Origin of the sequence: Leifsonia aquatica, from assembly GCF_014190775.1 — a bacterium.
Taxonomy (GTDB): domain Bacteria; phylum Actinomycetota; class Actinomycetes; order Actinomycetales; family Microbacteriaceae; genus Leifsonia; species Leifsonia aquatica.
Genome location: NZ_JACHVP010000003.1, coordinates 139,482 through 160,143 on the forward strand (window position 1 = coordinate 139,482; position 20,662 = coordinate 160,143).

At 71.5% G+C, this 20,662-nt stretch carries 23 protein-coding genes; 13 read left to right on the plus strand and 10 right to left on the minus strand.

Annotation, left to right across the window (positions count from 1 at the left end; all coding sequences use genetic code 11):
- Positions 1–9: 9 nt before the first annotated feature.
- Both FHX33_RS13945 and FHX33_RS13950 read right to left on the minus strand, forming a co-directional pair.
- Positions 10–1,257: an MFS transporter gene (locus FHX33_RS13945; RefSeq protein WP_021762726.1), complete on the minus strand. Its 1,248-nt coding sequence runs from the start codon at positions 1,255–1,257 to the stop codon at positions 10–12.
- The gene (locus FHX33_RS13950; protein ID WP_021762725.1) at positions 1,254–2,315 is read right to left on the minus strand and encodes a helix-turn-helix domain-containing protein; all 1,062 of its coding nucleotides are present in this window, start codon (positions 2,313–2,315) and stop codon (positions 1,254–1,256) included. Before FHX33_RS13950 ends, FHX33_RS13945 begins: the two co-directional genes overlap by 4 nt.
- Before the next feature lie 213 nt (positions 2,316–2,528).
- On the opposite strand from FHX33_RS13950, the gene FHX33_RS13955 reads away from it, so the two are divergent.
- Both FHX33_RS13955 and FHX33_RS13960 read left to right on the plus strand, forming a co-directional pair.
- Positions 2,529–3,074 (plus strand): MmyB family transcriptional regulator, encoded by a 546-nt coding sequence (locus FHX33_RS13955; RefSeq protein WP_051336947.1) that lies wholly within the window; start codon positions 2,529–2,531, stop codon positions 3,072–3,074.
- 105 nt (positions 3,075–3,179) lie between these two features.
- A complete protein-coding gene (locus tag FHX33_RS13960) occupies positions 3,180–3,461 on the plus strand; it encodes a hypothetical protein (protein WP_021762723.1) in 282 nt (93 codons plus the stop codon).
- 3 nt (positions 3,462–3,464) lie between these two features.
- Here FHX33_RS13960 and FHX33_RS13965 read toward each other — a convergent pair whose 3' ends face one another.
- Positions 3,465–4,610: an FAD binding domain-containing protein gene (locus tag FHX33_RS13965; RefSeq protein ID WP_039921974.1), complete on the minus strand. Its 1,146-nt coding sequence runs from the start codon at positions 4,608–4,610 to the stop codon at positions 3,465–3,467.
- A 96-nt stretch (positions 4,611–4,706) separates the two neighbouring features.
- On the opposite strand from FHX33_RS13965, the gene FHX33_RS13970 reads away from it, so the two are divergent.
- Entirely contained in the window at positions 4,707–5,684 is a 978-nt protein-coding gene (locus tag FHX33_RS13970) for a Dyp-type peroxidase (protein ID WP_021762721.1), read from the plus strand.
- Entirely contained in the window at positions 5,681–6,142 is a 462-nt protein-coding gene (locus tag FHX33_RS13975; RefSeq protein WP_021762720.1) for a nuclear transport factor 2 family protein, read from the plus strand. The genes FHX33_RS13970 and FHX33_RS13975 overlap by 4 nt, the downstream gene beginning before the upstream one ends.
- Here the strand turns inward: FHX33_RS13975 and FHX33_RS21380 are convergent.
- Positions 6,139–6,624, minus strand: a complete 486-nt coding sequence (locus tag FHX33_RS21380) for a MarR family winged helix-turn-helix transcriptional regulator (protein ID WP_211235394.1) — start codon at positions 6,622–6,624, stop codon at positions 6,139–6,141. The genes FHX33_RS13975 and FHX33_RS21380 overlap by 4 nt on opposite strands.
- Positions 6,625–6,697: 73 nt before the next feature.
- Between FHX33_RS21380 and FHX33_RS13985 the strand changes: the two genes are divergently transcribed.
- Positions 6,698–7,132, plus strand: a complete 435-nt coding sequence (locus FHX33_RS13985; protein ID WP_021762718.1) for a hypothetical protein — start codon at positions 6,698–6,700, stop codon at positions 7,130–7,132.
- Between the two features lie 9 nt (positions 7,133–7,141).
- On the opposite strand, the gene FHX33_RS13990 is transcribed toward FHX33_RS13985, so the two are convergent.
- Both FHX33_RS13990 and FHX33_RS13995 read right to left on the minus strand, forming a co-directional pair.
- Positions 7,142–7,750, minus strand: a complete 609-nt coding sequence (locus FHX33_RS13990; RefSeq protein ID WP_021762717.1) for an AAA family ATPase — start codon at positions 7,748–7,750, stop codon at positions 7,142–7,144.
- 19 nt (positions 7,751–7,769) lie between these two features.
- The gene (locus FHX33_RS13995) at positions 7,770–8,387 is read right to left on the minus strand and encodes a TetR/AcrR family transcriptional regulator (protein WP_021762716.1); all 618 of its coding nucleotides are present in this window, start codon (positions 8,385–8,387) and stop codon (positions 7,770–7,772) included.
- Between the two features lie 119 nt (positions 8,388–8,506).
- Between FHX33_RS13995 and FHX33_RS14000 the strand changes: the two genes are divergently transcribed.
- From FHX33_RS14000 to FHX33_RS14020, 5 genes are all read left to right on the plus strand, one after another.
- Positions 8,507–9,835, plus strand: coding sequence for an MFS transporter (locus FHX33_RS14000; protein WP_021762715.1), 1,329 nt, complete (start codon positions 8,507–8,509; stop codon positions 9,833–9,835).
- Between the two features lie 31 nt (positions 9,836–9,866).
- The gene (locus tag FHX33_RS14005; protein WP_021762714.1) at positions 9,867–10,811 is read left to right on the plus strand and encodes a sugar phosphate isomerase/epimerase family protein; all 945 of its coding nucleotides are present in this window, start codon (positions 9,867–9,869) and stop codon (positions 10,809–10,811) included.
- Positions 10,808–12,355: a GMC oxidoreductase gene (locus FHX33_RS14010; protein ID WP_021762713.1), complete on the plus strand. Its 1,548-nt coding sequence runs from the start codon at positions 10,808–10,810 to the stop codon at positions 12,353–12,355. Before FHX33_RS14005 ends, FHX33_RS14010 begins: the two co-directional genes overlap by 4 nt.
- A gap of 109 nt (positions 12,356–12,464) precedes the next feature.
- Positions 12,465–12,905: a MerR family transcriptional regulator gene (locus tag FHX33_RS14015; RefSeq protein ID WP_021762712.1), complete on the plus strand. Its 441-nt coding sequence runs from the start codon at positions 12,465–12,467 to the stop codon at positions 12,903–12,905.
- Complete coding sequence (locus FHX33_RS14020) at positions 12,902–13,927, plus strand: NAD-dependent epimerase/dehydratase family protein (RefSeq protein WP_183428636.1); 1,026 nt, start codon at positions 12,902–12,904, stop codon at positions 13,925–13,927. Before FHX33_RS14015 ends, FHX33_RS14020 begins: the two co-directional genes overlap by 4 nt.
- Positions 13,928–13,946: 19 nt before the next feature.
- Here FHX33_RS14020 and FHX33_RS14025 read toward each other — a convergent pair whose 3' ends face one another.
- From FHX33_RS14025 to FHX33_RS14035, 3 genes are read right to left on the minus strand one after another with little or no spacing between them, the layout of a single operon-like run.
- Positions 13,947–14,378 (minus strand): VOC family protein, encoded by a 432-nt coding sequence (locus FHX33_RS14025; protein WP_021762710.1) that lies wholly within the window; start codon positions 14,376–14,378, stop codon positions 13,947–13,949.
- A gap of 52 nt (positions 14,379–14,430) precedes the next feature.
- Positions 14,431–15,564 carry an epoxide hydrolase family protein gene (locus FHX33_RS14030; protein WP_021762709.1) on the minus strand — a complete coding sequence of 378 codons (1,134 nt, stop codon included), beginning with the start codon at positions 15,562–15,564 and terminating at the stop codon, positions 14,431–14,433.
- Positions 15,565–15,591: 27 nt separating this feature from the next.
- Positions 15,592–16,137, minus strand: coding sequence for an SHOCT domain-containing protein (locus FHX33_RS14035; RefSeq protein WP_021762708.1), 546 nt, complete (start codon positions 16,135–16,137; stop codon positions 15,592–15,594).
- Positions 16,138–16,302: 165 nt separating this feature from the next.
- Between FHX33_RS14035 and FHX33_RS14040 the strand changes: the two genes are divergently transcribed.
- The 3 genes from FHX33_RS14040 to FHX33_RS14050 all read left to right on the plus strand — a co-directional run bounded on the left by FHX33_RS14040 (position 16,303) and on the right by FHX33_RS14050 (position 18,346).
- A complete protein-coding gene (locus FHX33_RS14040) occupies positions 16,303–16,740 on the plus strand; it encodes a VOC family protein (protein ID WP_039921972.1) in 438 nt (145 codons plus the stop codon).
- A gap of 6 nt (positions 16,741–16,746) precedes the next feature.
- On the plus strand, positions 16,747–17,388 hold the full coding sequence (locus FHX33_RS14045) for a winged helix-turn-helix transcriptional regulator (protein ID WP_021762706.1): 642 nt from the start codon (positions 16,747–16,749) through the stop codon (positions 17,386–17,388).
- Between the two features lie 64 nt (positions 17,389–17,452).
- On the plus strand, positions 17,453–18,346 hold the full coding sequence (locus tag FHX33_RS14050) for a DUF5996 family protein (RefSeq protein WP_039921979.1): 894 nt from the start codon (positions 17,453–17,455) through the stop codon (positions 18,344–18,346).
- A gap of 27 nt (positions 18,347–18,373) precedes the next feature.
- Here FHX33_RS14050 and FHX33_RS14055 read toward each other — a convergent pair whose 3' ends face one another.
- Positions 18,374–20,584, minus strand: a complete 2,211-nt coding sequence (locus tag FHX33_RS14055; protein ID WP_183428637.1) for an alpha-galactosidase — start codon at positions 20,582–20,584, stop codon at positions 18,374–18,376.
- Positions 20,585–20,662 lie beyond the last annotated feature (78 nt).

Sequence of the window (20,662 nt, forward strand, 5' to 3'; positions counted from 1 at the left end):
TGGCGAGGTTTAGGACATCGTCGAACGCCGGCGCCGCGGAGCGCGGCGACGCATGATGCTGCCGGCGAGGGTCGTCGCGACGAGCACCACGGCGATGAAGACGAGGAGGACGGTCGTCGGGGGAGCGAAGGAGAGCGCGGCGCCCACGAGAAGGGCTGGGATCGCCAGGCCGGAGTAGGCGATCAGGAAGATGAGGGCGAGCGTCTCACCCCGGCGGGCGGGATCGGCGAGCGACATGGTCGTGGAGACGGCGCCCTTGAACAGCAGGCCGACCCCGAGTCCCGCGATGGCGCCCCCCGCGATGAAGACGGCGAGCTGCGGCACGAGGGCGCCCACGGCGACCAGGACGAGCCCGCTGCTGCAGGCCGCGACGGCGAGCCCGAACTGCGTACGGACCGGCAGAGGAGCGAGCAGGAGCTGGCCCGCGGCCGCCGCCGCGAACACGGCGAACGACGTCGCACCGGCGAGGAGGTGGTCCCCGGCCATGAATGTCGACACCAGGAAGGTGGGTGCGAGCGAGGTGAACAGCCCCAGGACGGCGAAGCCGGAGAACGCGCCGAAGGCCGCGACCAGGAAAGGTGCACGCGCACCCGCCGGCACCGAGAGCCGCTGCGGCCGGTAGCGCGGGGCGGTCTCGGGCACGTCGACCGTCTCCGGGACCAGCAGCAGGGCGAGCGCGGCGACGAGCAGGACGACCAGGAACACCAGGTGTGGGAGCATCAGGGGAGCAGGCAGGAAGTCGGCGAAGACGCCGCCGATGAGGGGTCCGAGCGACAGGCCGCCGAGGTTCGCTGCGCCGGAGACCGACGCCGCGACCACCGCGTTCTCGTCGGGCTTGACCACCGAGCGCAGCTCGCCCAGATGGGCGGTGGCCGTCGCCGTCAGGATTCCGATGCTGACGCCGTTGACGAAGCGTGCGGCGAGCAGCCCAGGGACCTCCGTCCACACCAGGAACATCAGGGCGGAGACGGTCGAGATGAGCACGGCGATCACCAGCACGCGCCGTCGGCCGAGCCAGTCGCTGACGTGACCCGCGAAGTAGAGGGCCACGATGACGCCGACCGCATAGGCGGCGAAGATCGCCGTGATCACGAACGGCGGGAACCCGTCGCGCTGCTGGTAGAGCGGGTACAGGGGAGTGGGCACCGTCGAGTACGCCATCACCAGCAGGAAGGCGACGGCGACGATCCAGAATCCGGCGCCGTGCGCAACGCGCGGCGTGCGCGCGCGGGCGGTGGCGTTTGTCGAGGCGGTCATGAGATGCGGCCCGTGGCCTTCCAGTAGCGCAGGAGCTTGAGGCAGATGTGCAGGGCGCTCCGGCTCATCCCGTCGTCGATGGCGGCGCGCACCGACTCGGGGAGGTTGTCGAGCCGGTAGTACAGCGTCGTGCGGTGGATGTGGAGCCGCTCGCACGCATCCCGGACGCGACCGCAGGTGTCGAGGAAGGTCTCGACCGTCTCCCGCTGGAGGGCGTTGCCCTCCTCCCAGAGCTTCGCCGCGGCCGGGGAGAACGAGCCGACGTGCGAGCCGTCGGCGTCGATCGAGTCGAGCAGCACCCACGCGCCGAGCTGCGCGAAGTCGGCCACGCCTCCCATGTGCGGCAGCCAGGCCACGATCTCGGCGGCGCGTCGTGCCTGCTCCGCCGAGACCGAGAGATCCTCGTCCCTCCGGTCGAGGCGAGCGGATCCCACCCCGTGCAGGCGCAGTCCGCGGGCGGCGGCCTCCCGCTGCAGGACGACGGCGGTCGGGTCGCCCGCGCCGTCAGCCGGCCGGTCGATCGTGCGCGCGACCCGCCCGACGAAGTACAGGATGTTGTCCCGCTGACCGATGAACGCCAGATCCACGCCCTTCAGCGTGGACATGTGCCGCCCGAAGGCGAGACGATCCAGGACGCCGGCGTCCGGGTCGACGGCGACGGCGCGCACGAGCGTCCCCTCACCGCGTTCGATCCATCTCCGCGAGGCCGCGTGCGCGAAGGCCCGGCGCCGCGCGCCCGCGTCGTCCGACAGCAGCCGGAGCATGACCGCCCCGTGCGAGGAGTCCTCCGGCGCGCCCGCCTCCTGCGAGAGGATCTGCCGCGCGGCGCCGGCGGCGACGTCGATGACGGAGTACTGCGCCGAGGTGAGCGGCCGGTCCTCCTCCGCGGCGAGCCAGAGCGTGCCCAGTTGGCCGCTCTCGTCGCGGATCGGCACCGCGAGCCGCCTCGGCTGGGCCCGTGAGCCGCTGGTCGCGACCGCCATCGCGTCCGCGCCGTCGATGATGACACTGCGCCCGAGGGTCTGGGCGAGTTCGTCGACGACGTCCTGCAGGTTCATCGAAGGGCCTGTTCCCGATGCGTGTTCATAGTGCCGATCATTGTGGATCCGCGCTTCCAGTTGCCTGGCCCGCTGCCACCCTCCCAGCGGCCGGCGGTCACCTCCGAACCGCGGAAACGCGCCGCGCCCGGGTGGATGATCGCGCCCTCGGCCGCCCAAGGTGGTCCCGGCAGACCCCCTTTCGCGGGCGGCCCCTTCGCTATGGTGACGGGCATGACTGTCGAGGGCTCATCGAGCGCCGTCCCCCCGGAGATCCGCGGGATGATCGAGTCGTGGCCGGCGATCCCGGCGTTCGTCCGCGACCGCCATCTGACGGTGCTGGCGGCCAACGATCTGGCGCGATCCCTCTCGCCCGCCTTTCACGACGGCGTCGACCTCGTGCGGGCGACCTTCGTCGACTCGGATGCGATGCGGACCAGCCCGAGCAGCGCGGTGATCGCCGAGCACTTCGCGGGCACGTTGCGCGAGTCGCTCGCCCGCCACGAGTCCGACGATGCCTTCGAGCGCATCGTGACGGACCTCTCCACGACGAGCAGCGCGTTCGCCGAGGCGTGGGCGAACGGGGGAGGCTCGCGCGACGAGGCGGACGCGTTCGCCTTCCCCAACGACGTCGTCGGACCGCTGACCCTGACCTACCAGCAGCTGAACATCCCGCGCGTCTTCGACCTCACCCTGGTGGTGTGGCGACCGGTGGACGAGAACTCGCGCGTGGCACTCGGCCGCCTCGCCGAGATCGTCGCGGGCGCCGCGGAGGCCTGACGGGCCCGAGCGTCCGGCGACGGGAACCTTGCGACAACCAGAGGGTGCCGCTCGGTCGCGCTCGCGGCTATCGTGGCGGGGCAACCGACGAAGGGAACACCCGCCATGACCGGAACGACGCCCGAGCACCTGAGCGAGCACCACCGCACGACCCTCGAGCAGATCGAGCGGCACCCCACGTCGCACAACCTCGAGTGGCACGCCGTGCTGGCCCTGCTCGAGGAGGCGGCCGACGTGCGCGAGGAGCATGACGGCAAGTACATCGTGAAGCTCGGCGAGGAGCGCCTGGTGCTGACCCGGCCGCGCCACAAGGACGTCGACGAGCAGATGATCGTCGACCTGCGCCACCTCTTCACGAGCGCCGGCTACCTGCCGACCGGCGAGTAGCCGTCACACCGGCTGGCGAGCCGCCCGGGCGAAGGGCAGGGACTCGCCCAGCCGCAGCCCATACTGGGCGATGGAGCGGCCGACCGGGAGGCGCTGCAGCTGGTACCGGTCGAGTGCCTCCGGCACCGGCAGCCGGTCGAGCAGGTCCGCGAGGGCGAGGGCGTCACCGGCGGCCTTCGCCGCGCCCATCGCCGTGTGCGGCCGGACCATGACGGCGGCGTCGCCGAGCAGGGCGACCCGGTCCCGCACCATCCGCGGCGGCACGTAGTCGACGATCGCCTGCAGGAAGGGCTCGGGCTCGGCGTCCACCGCGGTGGCGAACTCCGGCGGCAGGTCGGCGTGCGCGTCCGCGCGGAGTCGTTCGCGTGCGGCGTGCGGCAGGTCTCCGGGCGCCAGTGACAGGCTGCCGACGGGCCGCCCGCTCGCCTCCATCAGGTCGGCGAGGTCGACGACCGAGAGCGGCCGGTACCAGACCCAGTTGTACCGCCGCAGCCCCGGCGTCAGCTCGCCACCGGCGCCGGGGACGAGGTACCCGAGCATATGGGCGCCCGGCCCGGTGTAGAACGCGAACCGGCCCAGGAGGGTGTCCGCTGCGCGCCCGGTGAGTGCCTGCTCGGGGATCAGCCCCCGCCACGTGACGTATCCCACGTAGCGGTTGCCGCGGCCGTCCGGGACCACGACGTCGCGAGTGACCGAGCCGAGCCCGTCCGCCCCGATGACGACGTCGAAGAAGCGGCGCTCGCCGTCGTGCAGCTGCACCTCGGCGCTGACCTCGGTGGAGCGCACGGCGCGGACGGCGTTGCCGAGCAGATACGACTCGGGCGGGAGCTGCCCGAGGAGCACCTCGTAGAGGTGGTCCCAGGAGAGCTGCATCTGCGGGGTGCGGTCGCGCGAGACGACCCTCCCGCCTCGATCGAGCGCGATGCGCTCCTCGGCGATGACGCCGATCGCGGCGGCGTCGGGCCGTCCCACCCGCTCGAGCAGGGTGAGCAGCTCCGGCTGCGCCACCAGACCGGCTCCGCGGCGCGCGAGGCCGTGTCGCGACCGCTCCATCACCGTGACGTCGTGACCGCGCCTGGTCAGCAGGGCGGCCGCGAACAGGCCGCCGATCGAACCGCCGACGACTCCCACACCTCGTGCTCCGGACATGGGCACGACGCTAGTGAGCGTGCCGCCTCCCGCATTCCTACATCGGACGGAAAGCCTTTCGCCCTACGGCTCCTAGACTCCGGGGCAGGAGGTCGGATGACGGACGCAGCAACGACGACGGGGAACCGTCGCGTGCCCATCGAGGCGCAGAAGGTGGACGCGCCGCTCACCCGCACCGCGGTGTTCCTGGTGCTCACGGTCAGCAGCGCGCCGGGGGCCGTGGATCGCGTGCGCGATGCGCTCGGGGATCTCGCCGGCCTGACGAAGACGGTCGCGTTCCGTGACCTCGGTGCGAACCTGGCGTGCACCGTCGGGATCGGCGCGGCGGTCTGGACCGCACTCGCCGGCGAGCCGATGCCGCGCGAGCTGCGGCCGTTCGAACCGATCCAGGGCGCGCAGCACGTCGCCCCCGCGACACCGGGCGACCTCCTGTTCCACATCCGCGCGGACCGGCAGGACCTCTGCTTCGAGTTCGAGCGGCTGCTGCTCGACAGCCTGGGGGACGCCGTGGCCGTCGTGGACGAGACGGTCGGGTTCCGCTACTTCGACATCCGGGACCTGCTCGGCTTCGTCGACGGCACCGCGAACCCCGTGGGACGGCAGCTGCCCGATTCCACCCTCGTCGGCGACGAGGATGCGGATGCCGCCGGTGGCAGCTACGTCGTCGTGCAGAAGTACGTGCATCCGCTCGACGCGTGGCAGGCGCTCACGACCGAGCAGCAGGAGGCGATCATCGGCCGCACCAAGGCCGACAACGTCGAACTCGACGACGCGGACACCGGCCAGAAGTCGCACAAGACGCTGGCGACCATCGTCGACGACGAGGGCGTCGAGCACGACATCCTCCGCGACAACATGCCGTTCGGCCGTCCCGGGTCGGGCGAGTTCGGCACGTACTTCATCGGGTACTGCCGCAACCTGTGGGTGATCCAGAAGATGCTGGAGCGGATGTTCATCGGCGACCCACCGGGGCTGCACGACCGGCTGCTCGACTTCTCCACCGCGGTGACCGGCGGCGTGTTCTTCGTGCCGTCGCTCGGGCGGCTCGACACGCTCGGAAAGGCGAACTCGTGAATCAGGCGGACACCGGGACCTCCACGCTGGGCAACGTCGTGCAGCTGGCCGACGGCCGCGCCGTGCTCGACCAGGTCGACCGGATCGACGAGCTGCTCGGGCGTGGGGATGTGGAGTCGCTCGTCGGCCTCTTCACGGAGACGTGCGTCGTGCACCACCCCGAGGGCACTGCTCGCGGACGCGACGAACTGCGGCAGCTCGCGGCTCGGGTCCGGACGCTGCCGGACGGTGTCCAGCGCGTCCAGACCAGGAAGTCGGTGCGCGACCTCCCGGACGGTTCACTGGTCGTCTCGAGCGTGAGCGTCATGGTCGAGCGCGACCGCGACTGGTTGCAGGGCATCCCGTTCGAGGTCTGGCGGGACACGTTCACGGCGGACGCCGGCGGTGGCTGGCTGGTGCGCGAGCGGTGGGTCGAGCGGGCCGACGGTGCTCCGGAGCTGCACGGCCGCGCGGACTAGGAGCGCAGGTGCTCGGGGAGGAGGCCGCCGGTCTGCTCCCCGCGGAGGTGGAGCTGCAGGGCGCCGAGGATGCGGTGGGCCGATTCGACGTCCTCGCGGGACAGCGGAGCGATCGCCGCGTCGACGATCATGTCGTTCTGCGCCCGCGAGACCTCGAGCAGCAGCTCCCGCCCCCGGTCGGTGATGCGGGCGAGCACGCCGCGTTCGTCGTCCGGGGCGATCGCGCGCTCGACGAGCCCGGCCTTCTCCAGCTGCGACACCTGGTAGGTCAGGCGGCTCGGGCTGCTCACCAGCTTGTTCGCGAGCTCGGCCATCCGCAGCTCGCCGTCGGCGTTCCGGAGGCGGATCAGCACCTCGTACTGCGCGTAGCTGATGCCGGTGCGCGCCTTCGTCGCCCGGTCCGCCCGCCGCTCGATGAGCTTGCCGACGTCGAGCAGGCGTTCGAAGAGCGCGAGTTCGACGGAATCGACCCACTCAGCCACGACGTGCGCCTGCATCCATCGTCGAATCCCTTCCGGTTGCGACCGCGACCATGCTAGCCACTAACCTCGACCCATGGCTTCGGGGGGAGGCGCGACGAACGCGGGCGATCGTCGCTGGCGGATCGGGGGCGCCCTCGCGTTGCTCGTCCCCATCGCCGCAGTGACGTTCCTCGTCGCCACTGTCGTGAACGGGCTGCCCGATGCCCCGACGCCCGACGACGCCCGCGGGGAGGCCGCGGCGATCCTCCGGGAGGTCGACGCGGCAGATCTCGGCGCCCTGCGCACGCGCTTCGCGACGCCCTACCCTCCCGGCGCCGACGAGCTCTATGCGAACTGCCGCGTCATCGCACCGGAGGCGCGAGGGATCGAGGTCTCCGGCAGGGGGGACTTCCCCGCCTCCTTCGTCATCACGGTCGTCGGCGCCGCGCGCCAGGATCCCGAACGGCACGCCAGTTGCGCATTCAGCCTCGTCAGGAAGGACCGCCACTGGACGATCGGCGTGCGGTGAGGGCTGCCGTCAGAGCCCACGAACGTGCTGCAGACCGACCCGGAGGCGGCGCAACTGAAAGCGCCAGGGATCGAGCCGGGGGGTCGTGAGGGGGAGTCCTGCGTGATCCGCGATCCACTCGACCACCTCGTCGGTCGTGCGGTGGTCGGTGTGCACGTGCGTGGCGTAGCGGTCATCGGCGAGGGCGGCGACGCAGCGGTCGATCTGCTGCACAGCCCAGGTCTCGCGGCGCAGCCCGGTGCGGAGGAACGCGATCCGGGTGCTCAATCGGCGACGCAGGGTCTCGGGAGAGGCGAGCAGGGCGTAGTGCCGCACGTCCACGCCCCGCGAGCGCAGACCGCCGACGATCTCATCGAAGTAGTCGTCGCGGACGATGGTCATCGGGACGAGCACCGCACCGGGATGCGTCGCATCGGCTTGCTGCAGCGTGTCGACGACAGCGGAGCGCCACTGGGGGAGGTCCTGGAAGTCGGGGCGTGCCTCGGCCGGCAGAGTGCGCTGCAGGGCGAAGCCGAGTGGTTCCGGGTCGGCGACGTGCGCGCCCGCGAGTCGTCGTCGGAGCTCGAAGGCGGTGTGGGTCTTGCCGGCACCGAAGGCGCCGTTGATCCAGATCAGCACGATCCGAGCCGCCCTGCCGTCAGGCCACGCTCTTGGGGCGGCTCGCGGCCTTCGGGGCCGGGAACACGACGCCGGTCGCATCGAGGCTGCGCAGCACATCGTCGAGCACATCCGCGCGGGAGGCGGTGTGGTCGCCCGCCCACCAGCGCTCGGCGACGATCTCGAAGATCGTGATGGCGTTGCGCGCCGTCATCATCACGAGGAGGTCGTCTGCGAGCAGGCCCATCCGGACACCGAGTTCCTTCTCGAGCTCGCTGCGGGACTGCATGAAGACGTCCCAGAGCCGGGCGCGGGGGACCGGCGAGACGTCGATGACGTGGCGCAGCTCCGCGAAGCGCGGAGTGTCGTCGAACGACTCGATCGTGGCGAGCAGGGTTGCGGCGAGCGCCTCCGGGACGGGTTCTCCGGCGGGCCGCGAGCGGAGGGCTTCACCCAGCTGCAGCGACTCCGTCAGGCGGCCCAGGAGGAGCAGGTCCTTGCTGGGGAAGTAGCGGTAGAGCGTGGAGGGCGCGATCTCGGCGCTCTCGGCGATCTGTTCCATCGTCGTCTCGTCGTAGCCCTGCGACAAGAAGAGCTCCGCGGCGGCGTCCAGGATCTGGCCTCGCGTCCGCGCCGCCTTCTTCTCCCTCAATCCCATGCGCCCAGGATACCGCGGGAATTCGCAGTTGACACCAAATGAAAGCATCTACATACTGAGAGCCACTCCGATTTTGGAGAGACACCCAAACGGCATCACGTCACACAGAGGAGTGTGGAATGTCCCGACCGGCCGACATCGACGTCGCCCTGGAAACACCCGGCCCCGCGGCCACACCGTTGCCGCGCCTGATCGCTGCGATTCTCACCTCGAACATGGGCGCCCTGATCGCCCTGCTCACACCCCTGCAGCTCCTGCTCACCCTGCACCTCACCCGCATCGCCGGCCCCGGCGCCGCCGCGGCCTTCGGCGTGGTCACCGGCTTCGGCGCCCTGTTCGCGCTGGTCGCGAATCCGTTGGCCGGCCGGATCAGCGACCGCACGGCCGCCCGGTTCGGCCGTCGCCGCACCTGGATCCTCACCGGCGGCCTCGCAGGGTCGCTGGCGGTCGCCTCCCTCGCCTTCACCACCGAGGTCTGGCAGGTGGCGGTCGTCTGGTGCATCACGCAGACCCTGTTCAACTTCCAGCAGGCCGCGACGAGCGCGCTGCTGGCGGACCAGGTGCCCCCGCTCCGACGGGGCACGGTCTCGGGCTTCGTCGGTCTCGCCGCCGCTGCCGGCCCCCTCCTCGGCCTCACCGCCGTGAGCGCGATCGCCGACCCGGTCGCGCAGTGGGTCGTGCTCGGCGTCATCGCCCTGGTGTTCGCGGTCGTGGCGGTAATCCTGCTCCGTGACCCGCAGCACAAGCGCGAACCCCACCAGGCCGGGCTCAACCTGGTCGAGCTGGCGAAATCGTTCTGGCTGAACCCGTGGCGGCATCCCGCCTTCGGGTGGGCCTGGGCGGTGCGGTTCCTCATCACCTGCGCCTACGCGAGCGGAACGTACAACGCGTTCTTCCTCATCCAGCGCTTCGGGGTGGCGGAGGCCGACGTCGCCGCGATCGTGCTCGGTCTGTCCTTGCTCTCCGTCGCCCTCCTGGCCGTCACGAGCGTGATCGCTGGACTCGTCTCCGACCGCCTCCGGCGCCAGAAGCCGTTCGTCGTGGCCGCGGGTGTGCTGGCCGCCGCCGGCCTCGCGGGGATGGCGTTCGCGCCGAACATCGGCTTCGTCTTCATCGCCACCGCGGCGATCGGCGTCGGGACGGGCCTGTTCTTCTCGATCGACAGCGCTCTCTGCGTCCGCGTGCTTCCGAGCAGTGAGAACGCGGGCAAGGACTTCGCGATCATCAACATGGCGAACACGCTTCCGCAGTCGTTCGTCCCCTTCATCGCGCCCTTCATGCTCGCGCTCGGCGGCTACACCGCCCTCTACCTCGTGCTCGCGGTGCTGGGCCTGATCGGCGCGGCCTTCGTCCTCCGCCTCCCCGAGCTCGGCCGCGAGGGCGACCCGCGCTGGGCCGTCATCACCCGGGGAGAAGCGCGCCCTGCGCCCGAACCGACCGTCGTCTGAACACCCCGCTACTCCGAGGAGCACCATCGAAATGAATACTCTGTCCGTCTCCACCTACAGCGTGCGCGAGCAGCTCGGGCCCGTCGACTTCACCTTCGTCGACCCGTCCGGACGCGACGTGCACATCTCGTTCCCGTTCACCAAGGAGCTCGACCTCTCCGACTTCCCGGCCCGTGCGAAGAGTGCATTCGGGGTCGGCGCGATCGAGACCGTGGCGTTCCAGTTCGCCGGCGTGGACGACACCGAGCTCGACCGGTTCGCCGCCGCTCTGCGCGCCGAGGACGTGCAGCTGGTGAACGTCGCCATCGACGCCGGCGACCTGCTGGAGGCCAACCCGGCCAAACGTGCCGCCGACGTCGCCGAGATCGAGCGCTGGATCGACCGGTTCGCCGCGATGGGCTCGACCTTCGTTCGGGTCAACCCCGGATCGCCGATGGCGCAGCACACTGGCGACGACCTCCCGGACCACCTGGTCGAGGCACTCCGCCACCTCGGTGCGTACGCGAACGCGCGCGGTTCGCGCCTGCTCGTCGAGAACCACGGCGGCCCGAGCAGTGACCCGGCGTGGATGAACCGGCTGCTCGACGCGGTCGGGCACGAGCACCTCGGGCTGCTGCTCGACCTCGGCAACTTCGACGCCCTCATGCTCCCCACGATGGCGCTGCTGTTCGGCGGCCCGGACGGCGCGCAGGTCACCCCGGAGCAGGTCTTCGCCGGCCTCGACCTCACCTCCCTCTACGAGGGCATCGAGGCGCTCGCCCTGCGCGCCGAACTCGTGCACGTCAAGGCGCACGCCGTCGGCGACGACGGAGCCGTCGGCCCGGTCGACCTCGGCCGGGCGCTCGGGATCCTCGCCGCGCACGGATACAGCGGTCCGCTGACCGTCGAGTACGAGGGGACCGGCGGCGATCCGTGGGCCAAGAGTGCCCGCGTGGTCGAGGTGGCGGCCGCTTCGGCTTCGGAGATCGCCCGATGAGCGCCCGCGACACCGAGACCGTCGACGTCCTCATCGTCGGGTCGGGGCCGGCCGGTTCGACCTACGCCCGCACGATCGGCGACGCGGTCCCCGACGCCCGCATCCTGATGGTGGAGGTCGGACCCGCGGTACCCGGCACGCGCGGCGACCACACCCAGAACCTCGAGGAGGCCGAGCGCCTCGCCGTCCAGCTGCTCACGCAGGGCCCCGACGCGGGTATCGAGCGCGCTGCCGCGCTCTCCGACATCGCGCCCGGGATCGACCCCAGCCTCGAGTTCCGGCAGACGATCCTGCCCGGCCTGTTCTTCGCCGACCCGCGGCCCACGCTCGCCGACGGCGATGTGGGACTGCCGGCCGCGAGCATGTCCAGCGGCGTGGGCGGGATGGGGATCCACTGGGGCACGTCCTGCCCGCGGCCGCACCAGTCGGAGCGTATCCCCTTCCTTCCGGCGGAAGAGCTCGACGGTGCCCTCGCGCACGCGGAGCAGCTTCTCGGGGTGAGCACGCCGCCCGGCGGCGGCAGCGGCCTGTTGCGCGCGCTGAAGGACGCCATCGCCGCGGAATTCGACGGACCCGGCCTCACCCCGACCACCTACATGCCGACCGCGACCCAGTGGGACGGCGAGAGGCTGCGGTTCTCGGGCACCGGCGTGATCCTGGGCGACCTGGAGGCGACCGTGCCCGGCTTCGAGCTGCGGTCCGAGACGCTTGTGCGACGGGTGATCGTCGAGGACGGCAGAGCGGTCGGCGCCGAACTGGAGGATCGTGTCACCGGCGATCGGACCGAGGTGCGCGCCCGCTACGTCGTCGTCTGCGCCGACGGGCTGCGCACGCCGCAGGTGCTCTTCGCGTCCGGCGTCCGGCCGACGGCGCTCGGACACCACCTCAACGAGCACTTCCAGATGGCGACGATGGTGGCGCTGAGCGACGAGTTCGAGCCGACGCGCTACCCGGTGGATGCGGGCTCGATCGGCTCGGTGCTCGTCCCGTTCTCCGACGCCCGGCCGATGCAGGGCGGGATCATCTCGCTGGCGGGCTCCGCTTACAAGCTCCCCGGCATGGACGACGCGGCGACCGCGCGGCTCGGCGTGCTCGCCTGGTACGCCGCGAAGGACATCCAGTTCAGGGACGCCGTGGAGTTCAGCGAGACCGAGACCGACTTCTACGGCATGCCGAAGATGACCATCCACTACTCGCGCACCGCGAAGGATCTCGCGACGATCGAGCAGATGCGGCAGAACTCGCTGCGCAGCGCCGGCCGCATCGGCACCCCGCTGGAGCAGCCCGAGCTCGCGGCCGGCGGTTCGTCGCTCCACTATCAGGGCACCGTGCGCATGGGTGTCGTCGACGACGGCTCCTCGGTCTGCGACCCGTGGCTGCGGGTGTGGGGCGTTGGCAACCTGTTCGTCGGCGGCAACGGCGTCATCCCCACCGCCACAGCAGCGAACCCGACCCTCACGACGGTCGCCCTCGCCTGGCGTGCGGCGTCGCAGCTCGCGCGTGAGCTGCGGGAGGCGTCGGTCGTGGAGGAGGCGCACGCCTGATCGGCGGATGCGGTGAGGGGCCTCGGGCGCGGTGCGCTCGGGGCCCTTCTTGCGCGTGATCCCGATCCGGGCTTGACCTCAAGCGCTTGAGGTCTGTTCTGATGGACGCATGATCACGTTGGCCATCCAGGAGGTCTCCCGGCAGAGCGGGCTCAGCGAGCCCACCCTGCGGTACTACGAGGAGGTCGGCCTGCTCGGGCCGATCGCGCGCGACGAGAGCAGCGGGCACCGGCGCTACCGCGAGAGCGATCTCGACGACGCGCAGGTGCTCGCGTGCCTGCGCGCGATGGGCATCGGCATCGAGGACATGCGCACCTACCAGCTCAACCGGCGCCGGGGGCGTGCGGCGGCGGGGGAGCAGCGGGACATCCTGCTGCGTCACGCCGACCGGGTGGAGGAGCAGATCGCGACGCTCCGCGTGCACCTCGACTACCTGCGGGTGAAGTCCGCCCTGTGGGACGCCCGTGATCGCGCCGACGCCGCCGCCGAGGCGCGCGCGGACGCCGAACTCCGAACCATCCTGCCCCGACTCGAGGAGAGCTTCCGATGACCACCGCACCCACCGCACCCACCGCACCCACCGCACCCACCGCACCCACCGCACCCACCATCCTCGTCACCGGCGGCACCGGCTATCTCGCCACCCGGCTCATCGCCGACGTGCTCGCCACCGGTGCCGACGTGCGCGCCAGCGTCCGCTCGCTCGACCGGGCCGACGAGGTGCGGGAGGCCGTCCGCCGGGCCGGTGTCGACGACGCGGGCCTGTCGTTCGTCGCCGCATCGCTCACCGCCGACGAGGGATGGAGCGACGCCCTCTCCGGCATCACGGACGTCTACCACGTCGCCTCGCCGATGATCCAGACGGCGGACCCGGACGAGGTCGTCGTCCCGGCCCGCGACGGTGCGCTGCGCGTGCTCCGTGCCGCTCGCGACGCCGGCGCTCGCCGGGTCGTCCTCACCTCGTCGTTCGCCGCCGTCGGGTACTCGCCGAAGCCGGTGCGGGACTACGACGAGTCCGACTGGACCGACCCGGCGACGCCCGGCCTCCCGGCCTACCCGCTGTCGAAGGCGGTGGCCGAGCGTGCCGCCTGGGACTTCGTCGAGCGCGAGGGCGACGGTCTCGAGCTGGTCGTGGTCAACCCGACCTGGATCGCCGGCCCCACCCTGACCGCCTCCGCCCGCTCGTCGCTGGCACTCTTCACCGGCATGCTCGACGGCACGATGGCGGCGGTCCCCCGGCAGCGGTTCGGGATCGCGGACGTGCGCGACGTCTCGACGGCGCACATCGCGGCGATGACGACCCCGGATGCGGCGGGCAAGCGCTACCTGGTGCTGGCGGACGGCCCGACGATGACGTTCCTCGACGTCGCGAACGTCCTGCGCGCCGAACTCGGCGACCTCGCCGCCCGCGTGCCGACCGACGAGCTCCCGGGCGACGAACCGGCGCCCCTCGTCATCCACAACGACCGCGCGAAGGCCGAACTCGGCCTCCGCCCGCGGCCCGCGGTGGAGACGATCGTGGCGACCGCGGAGAGCCTGCGCGATCTCGGGCTGCTGGCGCCGACGTCCTGAGCGCCGACCGAGTCCCGCCTCACTGCAGGCAGAACTCGTTGCCTTCCGGGTCGCGCATCATGATGACGAACTCCTCGTACGGGCCCCAGTTGCCCAGGAGCGTCTTCTCCTCGGTCGCGCCGAGAGCGATGAGGCGGTCGCGTTCGGCCGCCAGCTCCTCCCGCGTCGCCCGGCGGTCGTCGAACGGCGTGATGTCGAGGTGCACGCGGTTGCGCTGCCGTTTCTCGTGGCGGTAGCGCGAGAAGTACAGGCGCTGGTGGGCGGGATCACCGTCCCACGCTTCGGCACGGTCGGCGATGGCTTCGTCGTCGAACCCGGACTCCCGGAGGGCGGCGATCTCCTCGTCGTCCCAACCGGTGAAGGCGGGATAGCCGAGCACCTCGCTCCAGAAGGCGGCGAGGGCGACGGGTTCGTCGGCGTGGAAGGTCACGTTGGCGATGCGCGCGGTCATATCGGGCAGGCTATCCCGGCGTGGTCGCGCCCGGAAGGTCCGGCCCGGAACGTCAGTCGCGCAGAGTGAGTCCCGCGAAGAACGCCCGGATGTGGTCGGCAGCCAGCTCCGGCTGCTCCAGGCCGAGGAAGTGGCCGCCCCGTGGCGCGCGCTCGAACGAGCGCAGGTCGTCGGCCGCCCGCTCGGCGAGCGACCGCGGGAAGCCGTCCATCACGGGCTCGCGGCTGAGCAGCACGCCGAGTGGCGCGGCGATCGGCGGCCGGGGCGGGTTCGCCTCGTAGTCGAAGTACTGGCGGAACGACGTGCCGATGCTGCCGGTCGCCCAGTAGAGCGTCGCGATGGTGAGCAGCGCATCCCGCGGCACCACCCGATCCAGGTCGCCGTCGACCCAGTCGTGCCACTTGTCGGCGATCCAGCCGAGCAGCCCGGCGGGGGAGTCGGCGAGGGCGGCGGCGATCGTGTCGGGCCGGGTGCCCATGATCTCGCTGTATCCGCTGTCGGCGGCGTCGTACTCGTCGAGGGCGGTCAGGTAGGCGCGCTCCTCGTCGGTGCGCGGCTCCTCGTCGGCCGGGAAGGGTGCGTGGATGAGCTGCACGCCGATCAGCTGGTCGGCGTGGTCGACGCCGAGCCAGGTCGCGGCCCCTCCGCCGATGTCGCCGCCGAAGGCCGCGTACCGGTCGTAGCCGAGCGCGGTGGTCATGAGCTCGTGGAGGTCTCGGGCGATCGCCTGCCGGGTGAGCGGCCCCTCCGGCAGCTCGGAGAACACGAACCCGGGCAGCGAGGGCACGATGACGTCGAAGGCGATGCGCGCGTCCGATCCCGAGCCCGCGGGGTTGGCCAGGCGTTCGGCGAGCGGCAGGTACTCGGTGTACGCGCTGGGCCAGCCGTGCAGCAGGAGCAGCGGGATGCGGACCTCGGCCGACCCCGCGGCCGGCAGCCGCACGAAGTGGAGGCGGTGCCCGCCCACGTCGGCCAGGTACTGGTCGTAGGAGTTGAGGTGCTCCTCCTGTGCCCGCCAGTCGAAGGCGAGCCACGAGTCCACCAGCTCGCGCAGCACCGGCTCGCCCGCGCCGCCGCTCCACGGCCGCGACCCGAGCGGTTCGACGAAGCGCGTGCTCGCGAGCCGCGCGCGCAAGTCGTCGAGCAGTTCGTCGGTCAGGTGGATGCGGAACTCGTCGATGCTCACCGGGGCCACGCTACCCTCGCCCCTTGTTCAGATGCGGGCCAGAAGCTCAGCCTTCTTCGCTGCGAACTCATCCTCGGTCAGGATCCCTGCATCCCGTAGCGACGCGAGCTTCACGAGCGCGTCGGTGTGATCCACCGCGGGTGCCGCCGCCGGTGCCGGTGCCGGCTCAGCGACGGCGGCCTGCTGCTCGGCCTGAGCGATCTGCTGCTGGGTGACGTGCTTTCCGAGCATCAGATCGGTGAGGACCTGCTTCACGACGGCAGCCTCTTTGTGGCTGACACGCATGTCGATCGTGTTGCCGACCGTGATGACGGAGACGATGGTGTTCAGGATCCCGTCGCGCTTGGTCGTGACCGAGCTGATCGACTTCACCGGGATCACCTCGGTACCGGACTTGCCGTTCCGCACCCCGGTCGCGAGGACCGACAGTCCGCCCGTGAGAACACCCGCGGTGATCTTCCCGCCGGAGACGCCTCGCGGCCGCACCCATTCGACGCGGTCCTCGAAGATCTGCACCTTCGCGTTCTTGCCGAGGATGTGCGAGGTGAACTGATAGAGCGGCGTCTCTGCCATGGGTGGTTCCTTCCTGGTGACTCCGATCAGCCTAGGAGAACCCTCGGATCGTCCTGTAGTCCCACCGCGGGGGACGGGGCGGAGAGAATCCCCTCTTGACGCCCCACTTGTTTTTTGCAAGTATCGGTCTCGACAGCACATCAGAACCCGTCGAAGGAGACCATGATGACCGCGATGTTCGTCAACCTGCCGGTGACCGACCTGGAGCGCGCGAAGGCGTTCTACACGGCGCTCGGCTTCACCATCAACCCGCTCTTCACCGACCACAACGCGGCCTGCGTCGTCGTCGAGGAGGACCACAGCTATTTCATGATCCTCGTGCGCGAGTTCTTCCAGACCTTCACCGACCTGCCCATCGGCGACCCGGCGACGAACCCCTCGGTCTCGACCGCGATCTTCCTCGACTCCCGCGAGGAGGTCGACAAGGCGGTCGCGGACGGCGTCGCCGCCGGTGGATCGGAGCCGCGCCCCGCCGCCGACTACGGCTTCATGTACCAGCGCCAGCTCGCCGACCCGGACGGCAACCTGCTCGAGTTCGGCTGGATGGACCCGACCGCCGCCCAGCAGGGCCCCGAGGCCGCCGTCGCGAACCAGCAGGCCTGAGGTCCGATGGCCGCACGCGACTACGGGCAGTACTGCGGCGTCACGCGAGCCGTCGAGCTCGTGGGCGAACGCTGGGCGCTGCTCATCATCCGCGACCTGCTCGTAGGGCCGCGCCGCTACGGCGAGCTCGCCGCGGGCCTCCCGCGCATCCCGAGCAACATCCTGGCGGCGCGGCTCAAAGAGCTGCAGGAGGCGGGGATCATCCGCCGGGCGCCGCGCTCGCGCGTGATCGTGTACGAGCTCACGCCGTACGGCCGCGAGCTCGAGCCGGTCGTGCTCGCGCTCGGCGCCTGGGGGTTCAAGGCGATGGGCGACCCGCGGGAGGAGCAGATCGTCACGCCGGACTCGATGACGATGGCGCTCCGCACCGCCTTCCGCCCGCAGATCGCCGCGGAGCTCCCCACGACCGTCTACGGCGCCCACTTCGGCGCCGCCGAGCTGCTCATCCGCGTCGACGGCCCGACCCTCGACGTCGCGCGCGGGGAGGGACCCGCCGACCTGGCCTTCTCCGCCGGCCCGGGCATCCGCCGGCTCATCTCGGGAGAGCTCGCGCCGACCGCCGCGATCGAGACCGGTGTGGTCGAGGTGCTGCACGGCCGCGACGACCTGCTCGGCCGGTTCGCGGACACGTTCCACCTCGCCGCCTGACGACTCGACAAACGGAGGGACCGCGCGCGGTCCGCGTCCGTCACACTGGGTGACGGAGGTCGAGATGGAGAAGCGCGGAGAATCGTGGCCGTCCCTGGAGGTGGAGGCCTGGGCCCCCACCCGGGAGACGCTGCACATGTGGCTGCAGATCATCGGGAAGCTGCGGATGGTCGGCTCGCCGTTCCTGAACCACTGGTGGCACGTGACGCTCTCGCTGAGCGCGCGCGGCCTCTCGACCGGCCCGATCCCGCTCGACGGCGTCATCCTCGACATCGAGTTCGACTTCGTCGACCACCGGCTCGTGCTGCGGACGAGCGAGGGAGGCCGGGAGGAGATCGCGCTGCAGCCGATGACGGTGGCCGAGTTCTACCGGCTCACCGTCGAGGCGCTCGGCCGGCTCGGCGTCGAGCTCGAGATCCATCCGACGCCGAACGAGGTGGACCCGGCGATCCCGTTCCCAACCGACGTCGAGCACCGCTCGTACGAGCCGGAGCAGGTGCACGCGTTCTGGCGGCAGCTCATCCGCGCCGACGGCGTGCTGCGCCGCCTGCGGGCCGAGTTCCGCGGCAAGGCCAGCCCGGTCCACCTCTTCTGGGGCGCGCTCGACATCGCGACGACCCGGTTCTCCGGGCGGCCCGCACCGCTGCACCCGGGCGGTGTGCCGAACTGCCCCGACCGCGTCATGATCGAGGGCTACTGCGACGAGATCAGCAGTTCGGGCTTCTGGCCCGGCGGCGGCCGCGAGGGCGCGTTCTACTCGTACGCGTATCCCGAGCCGGAGGGATATGCGCAGACGACGGTCCCGGGAGGCGCGTACTACGACCACGCGCTGGGGGAGTTCGTCCTGCCCTACGAAGTGGTGCGGCAGTCGGCGGACCCGACGGCGCTCGCGCTGGAGTTCCTGCGGGTCACGACGGCGGCCGCCGCGCGGCTGGCGGACTGGCCGCAGGAGGGCTGACGGAAGCGTCGCGCCGGGCCGACCGCGTCAGGCCACCCGGACGAGGTCGAACAGCATCGCCTGCTGCGGTGCGAGCGTCGGCAGCGGAACGCCGACGATCCCGAGCACCGAGCCGGGGAGCGTGATGCCCTCCGCCGTCAGCGCCGCGGCGAGCCACTCGGGGTCGGAGCTCTGGTGTCGGCGCGCCGTCCCGAACTCGTCCCGGACGCGCACCTCGTAGCGGGCGGCCGCATCGAGCCCCGGGAAACGGACGCGTCCCGACTGGCCCGCGGCCGAGGTCGCGAGCCGTGCCCAGGTGTGGATGGCGCGGCTGCCGTCCTGCGCGACGATGCCGGTCAGCACGGTCGCCTCGTCGGCGAGGTCGGCGTTGACGACGCGGCCGCTGTGGATGAGCTCGCGCAGTTCGCGGTACACCGCACCCCAGCGCGCGATGCGCTCCAGCTCGTCGTCGTCGGCCTCCTGCAGGTCCCACTCGATGCCGGCGTGGGCGGTGAGGGCGACGATCAGCCGGAACGAGAGGTCGGTGCGCCGGGACGTGGTGTGCGAGCGCTCCGCGCCGAGGTGCGAGCCGACGAGCTCCGGCGGCACGAGCATCCGGGTCCAGCGCTCGATCTGCAGGCGCTCGACGGGGTCGTTGCAGTCGGAGGCCCAGATGCGGTCCGTGCGGTCGAGGATGCCGAGGTCGACCCGGCCGCCGCCTCCCGAGCAGGTCTCGATCTCGAGCCCGGGGTGCCGCTCGCGCAGCGCGTCGAGCATCCGGTAGAGCGCGCGGGTCTGCTCGTGGACCGCGGGACGGTCGCTGCCCGACCGGCCGCTCACGGCCTCCGACAGGTCGCGGTTGTGGTCCCACTTGATGTAGTCGACGCCGTACTCCTCCACGATCGCGCTGATGCGGTCGAGCACGAGGTCGGAGGCCTCCGTACGGGTCAGATCGAGCACGTACTGGTCGCGCGACGTGGCGCCGAGGCCCGCACGCGGTCCGAGCACCCAGTCGGGGTGGAGGCGGGCCAGATCGGAGTCGAGGTTGATCATCTCGGGCTCGAACCAGATCCCGAACTGCATGCCGTGCGAGCGGACCCGGTCGACGAGCGGCGCCAGGCCCTCGGGCCACACCGCGCGGTCGACGAACCAGTCGCCGAGACCGGCGTTCGCTGCCCGTCTGCCGTGGAACCAGCCGTCGTCGAGCACGACGCGCTCCACGCCGACCCGGGCCGCGCGCTCGACCAGCGCGGAGAGCCGGTCCAGGTCGTGGTCGAAGTAGACGGCCTCCCACGAGTTCAGGGTGAGGGGCCGCGGAGTCGCGGGATGCGACGGCCGGGCCCGCAGCCGGCGGTGGAGGCGGTCGGCGACGCCGTCGAGACCGTCGCCCGACCAGACGAACAGGGCGGTCGGCGCGTCGTACCGGTCGCCGGGCGCGAGCAGGATCTCGCCCGAGCGCAGAGCCTCCCCGGCGCCGAGGACCGACGAGAACGCGCCGGCGCCCTCGGGAAGCCTCTCGACGACGTACTCGCTGTCGCCGCTCCAGGCGAGGTGGGCCGCCCAGGCCTCGCCCGTGCCGAACGCCAAGTCGCTCGTGCCGGCGACGACGAGGAAGGGGGAGTCGTGGCCCGGTTTGCCGCGCCGCGTGCGCCGCAGGTGCGTTCCGGAGAAGATCGCACCGCGCTGCGGGGAGCGCTCGCGGCACCACTTGCCGTCGAAGTCGAGGATGTCGACCGCGCGCTCGGGCAGGGGGAGGAGCACGCGCAGGGCGTCCAGCTCGTACGATGCGGCGGTGGCGGCGAGCAGCGCCTCATCGCGGACGACGGAGACGTCGACGGCCAGCACCCCGTACGGGTCGAGCGCGAGCGCCATCGTCGACCGCAGCCCGGTGATCTCGTCCACCAGGTCGATCTCGATCAGGCCGCCGCCGTCGCCGTCCTCGCCGTCGACGCGGTGCCGCACCGCCACCGCACGCGGGCGCGGGGTGGTCGCGGAACCGGCGGCGTGACCCTCCTGCGCGGGCGTTCCCGCCCATCCCTCGTACTCGGTCGCCCACAGGCTGAACGTGCGCGGGACGTCCGGGGCGTTGTTGAGTACGGCCGGTGCGCCCGTGACGCGCAGGGCGTCGGTGGCGGCCGGGTCGAGGGGGCCGAGATCCGCGCCCCAGTGCAGCACCCGGGGCACGGGCCCGGCCGCATCGATGACGAGGCATGCGCCTGCCGCGCGCAGCAGGAGAACGGCGCCGGAGCCGTCGAGCATGGTGGGCTCCTCGGGAGACGGATTACTTGACAGTGTAAATTAACCACGGCTACGGTGTGTGCGGCAACCCCCTCACGA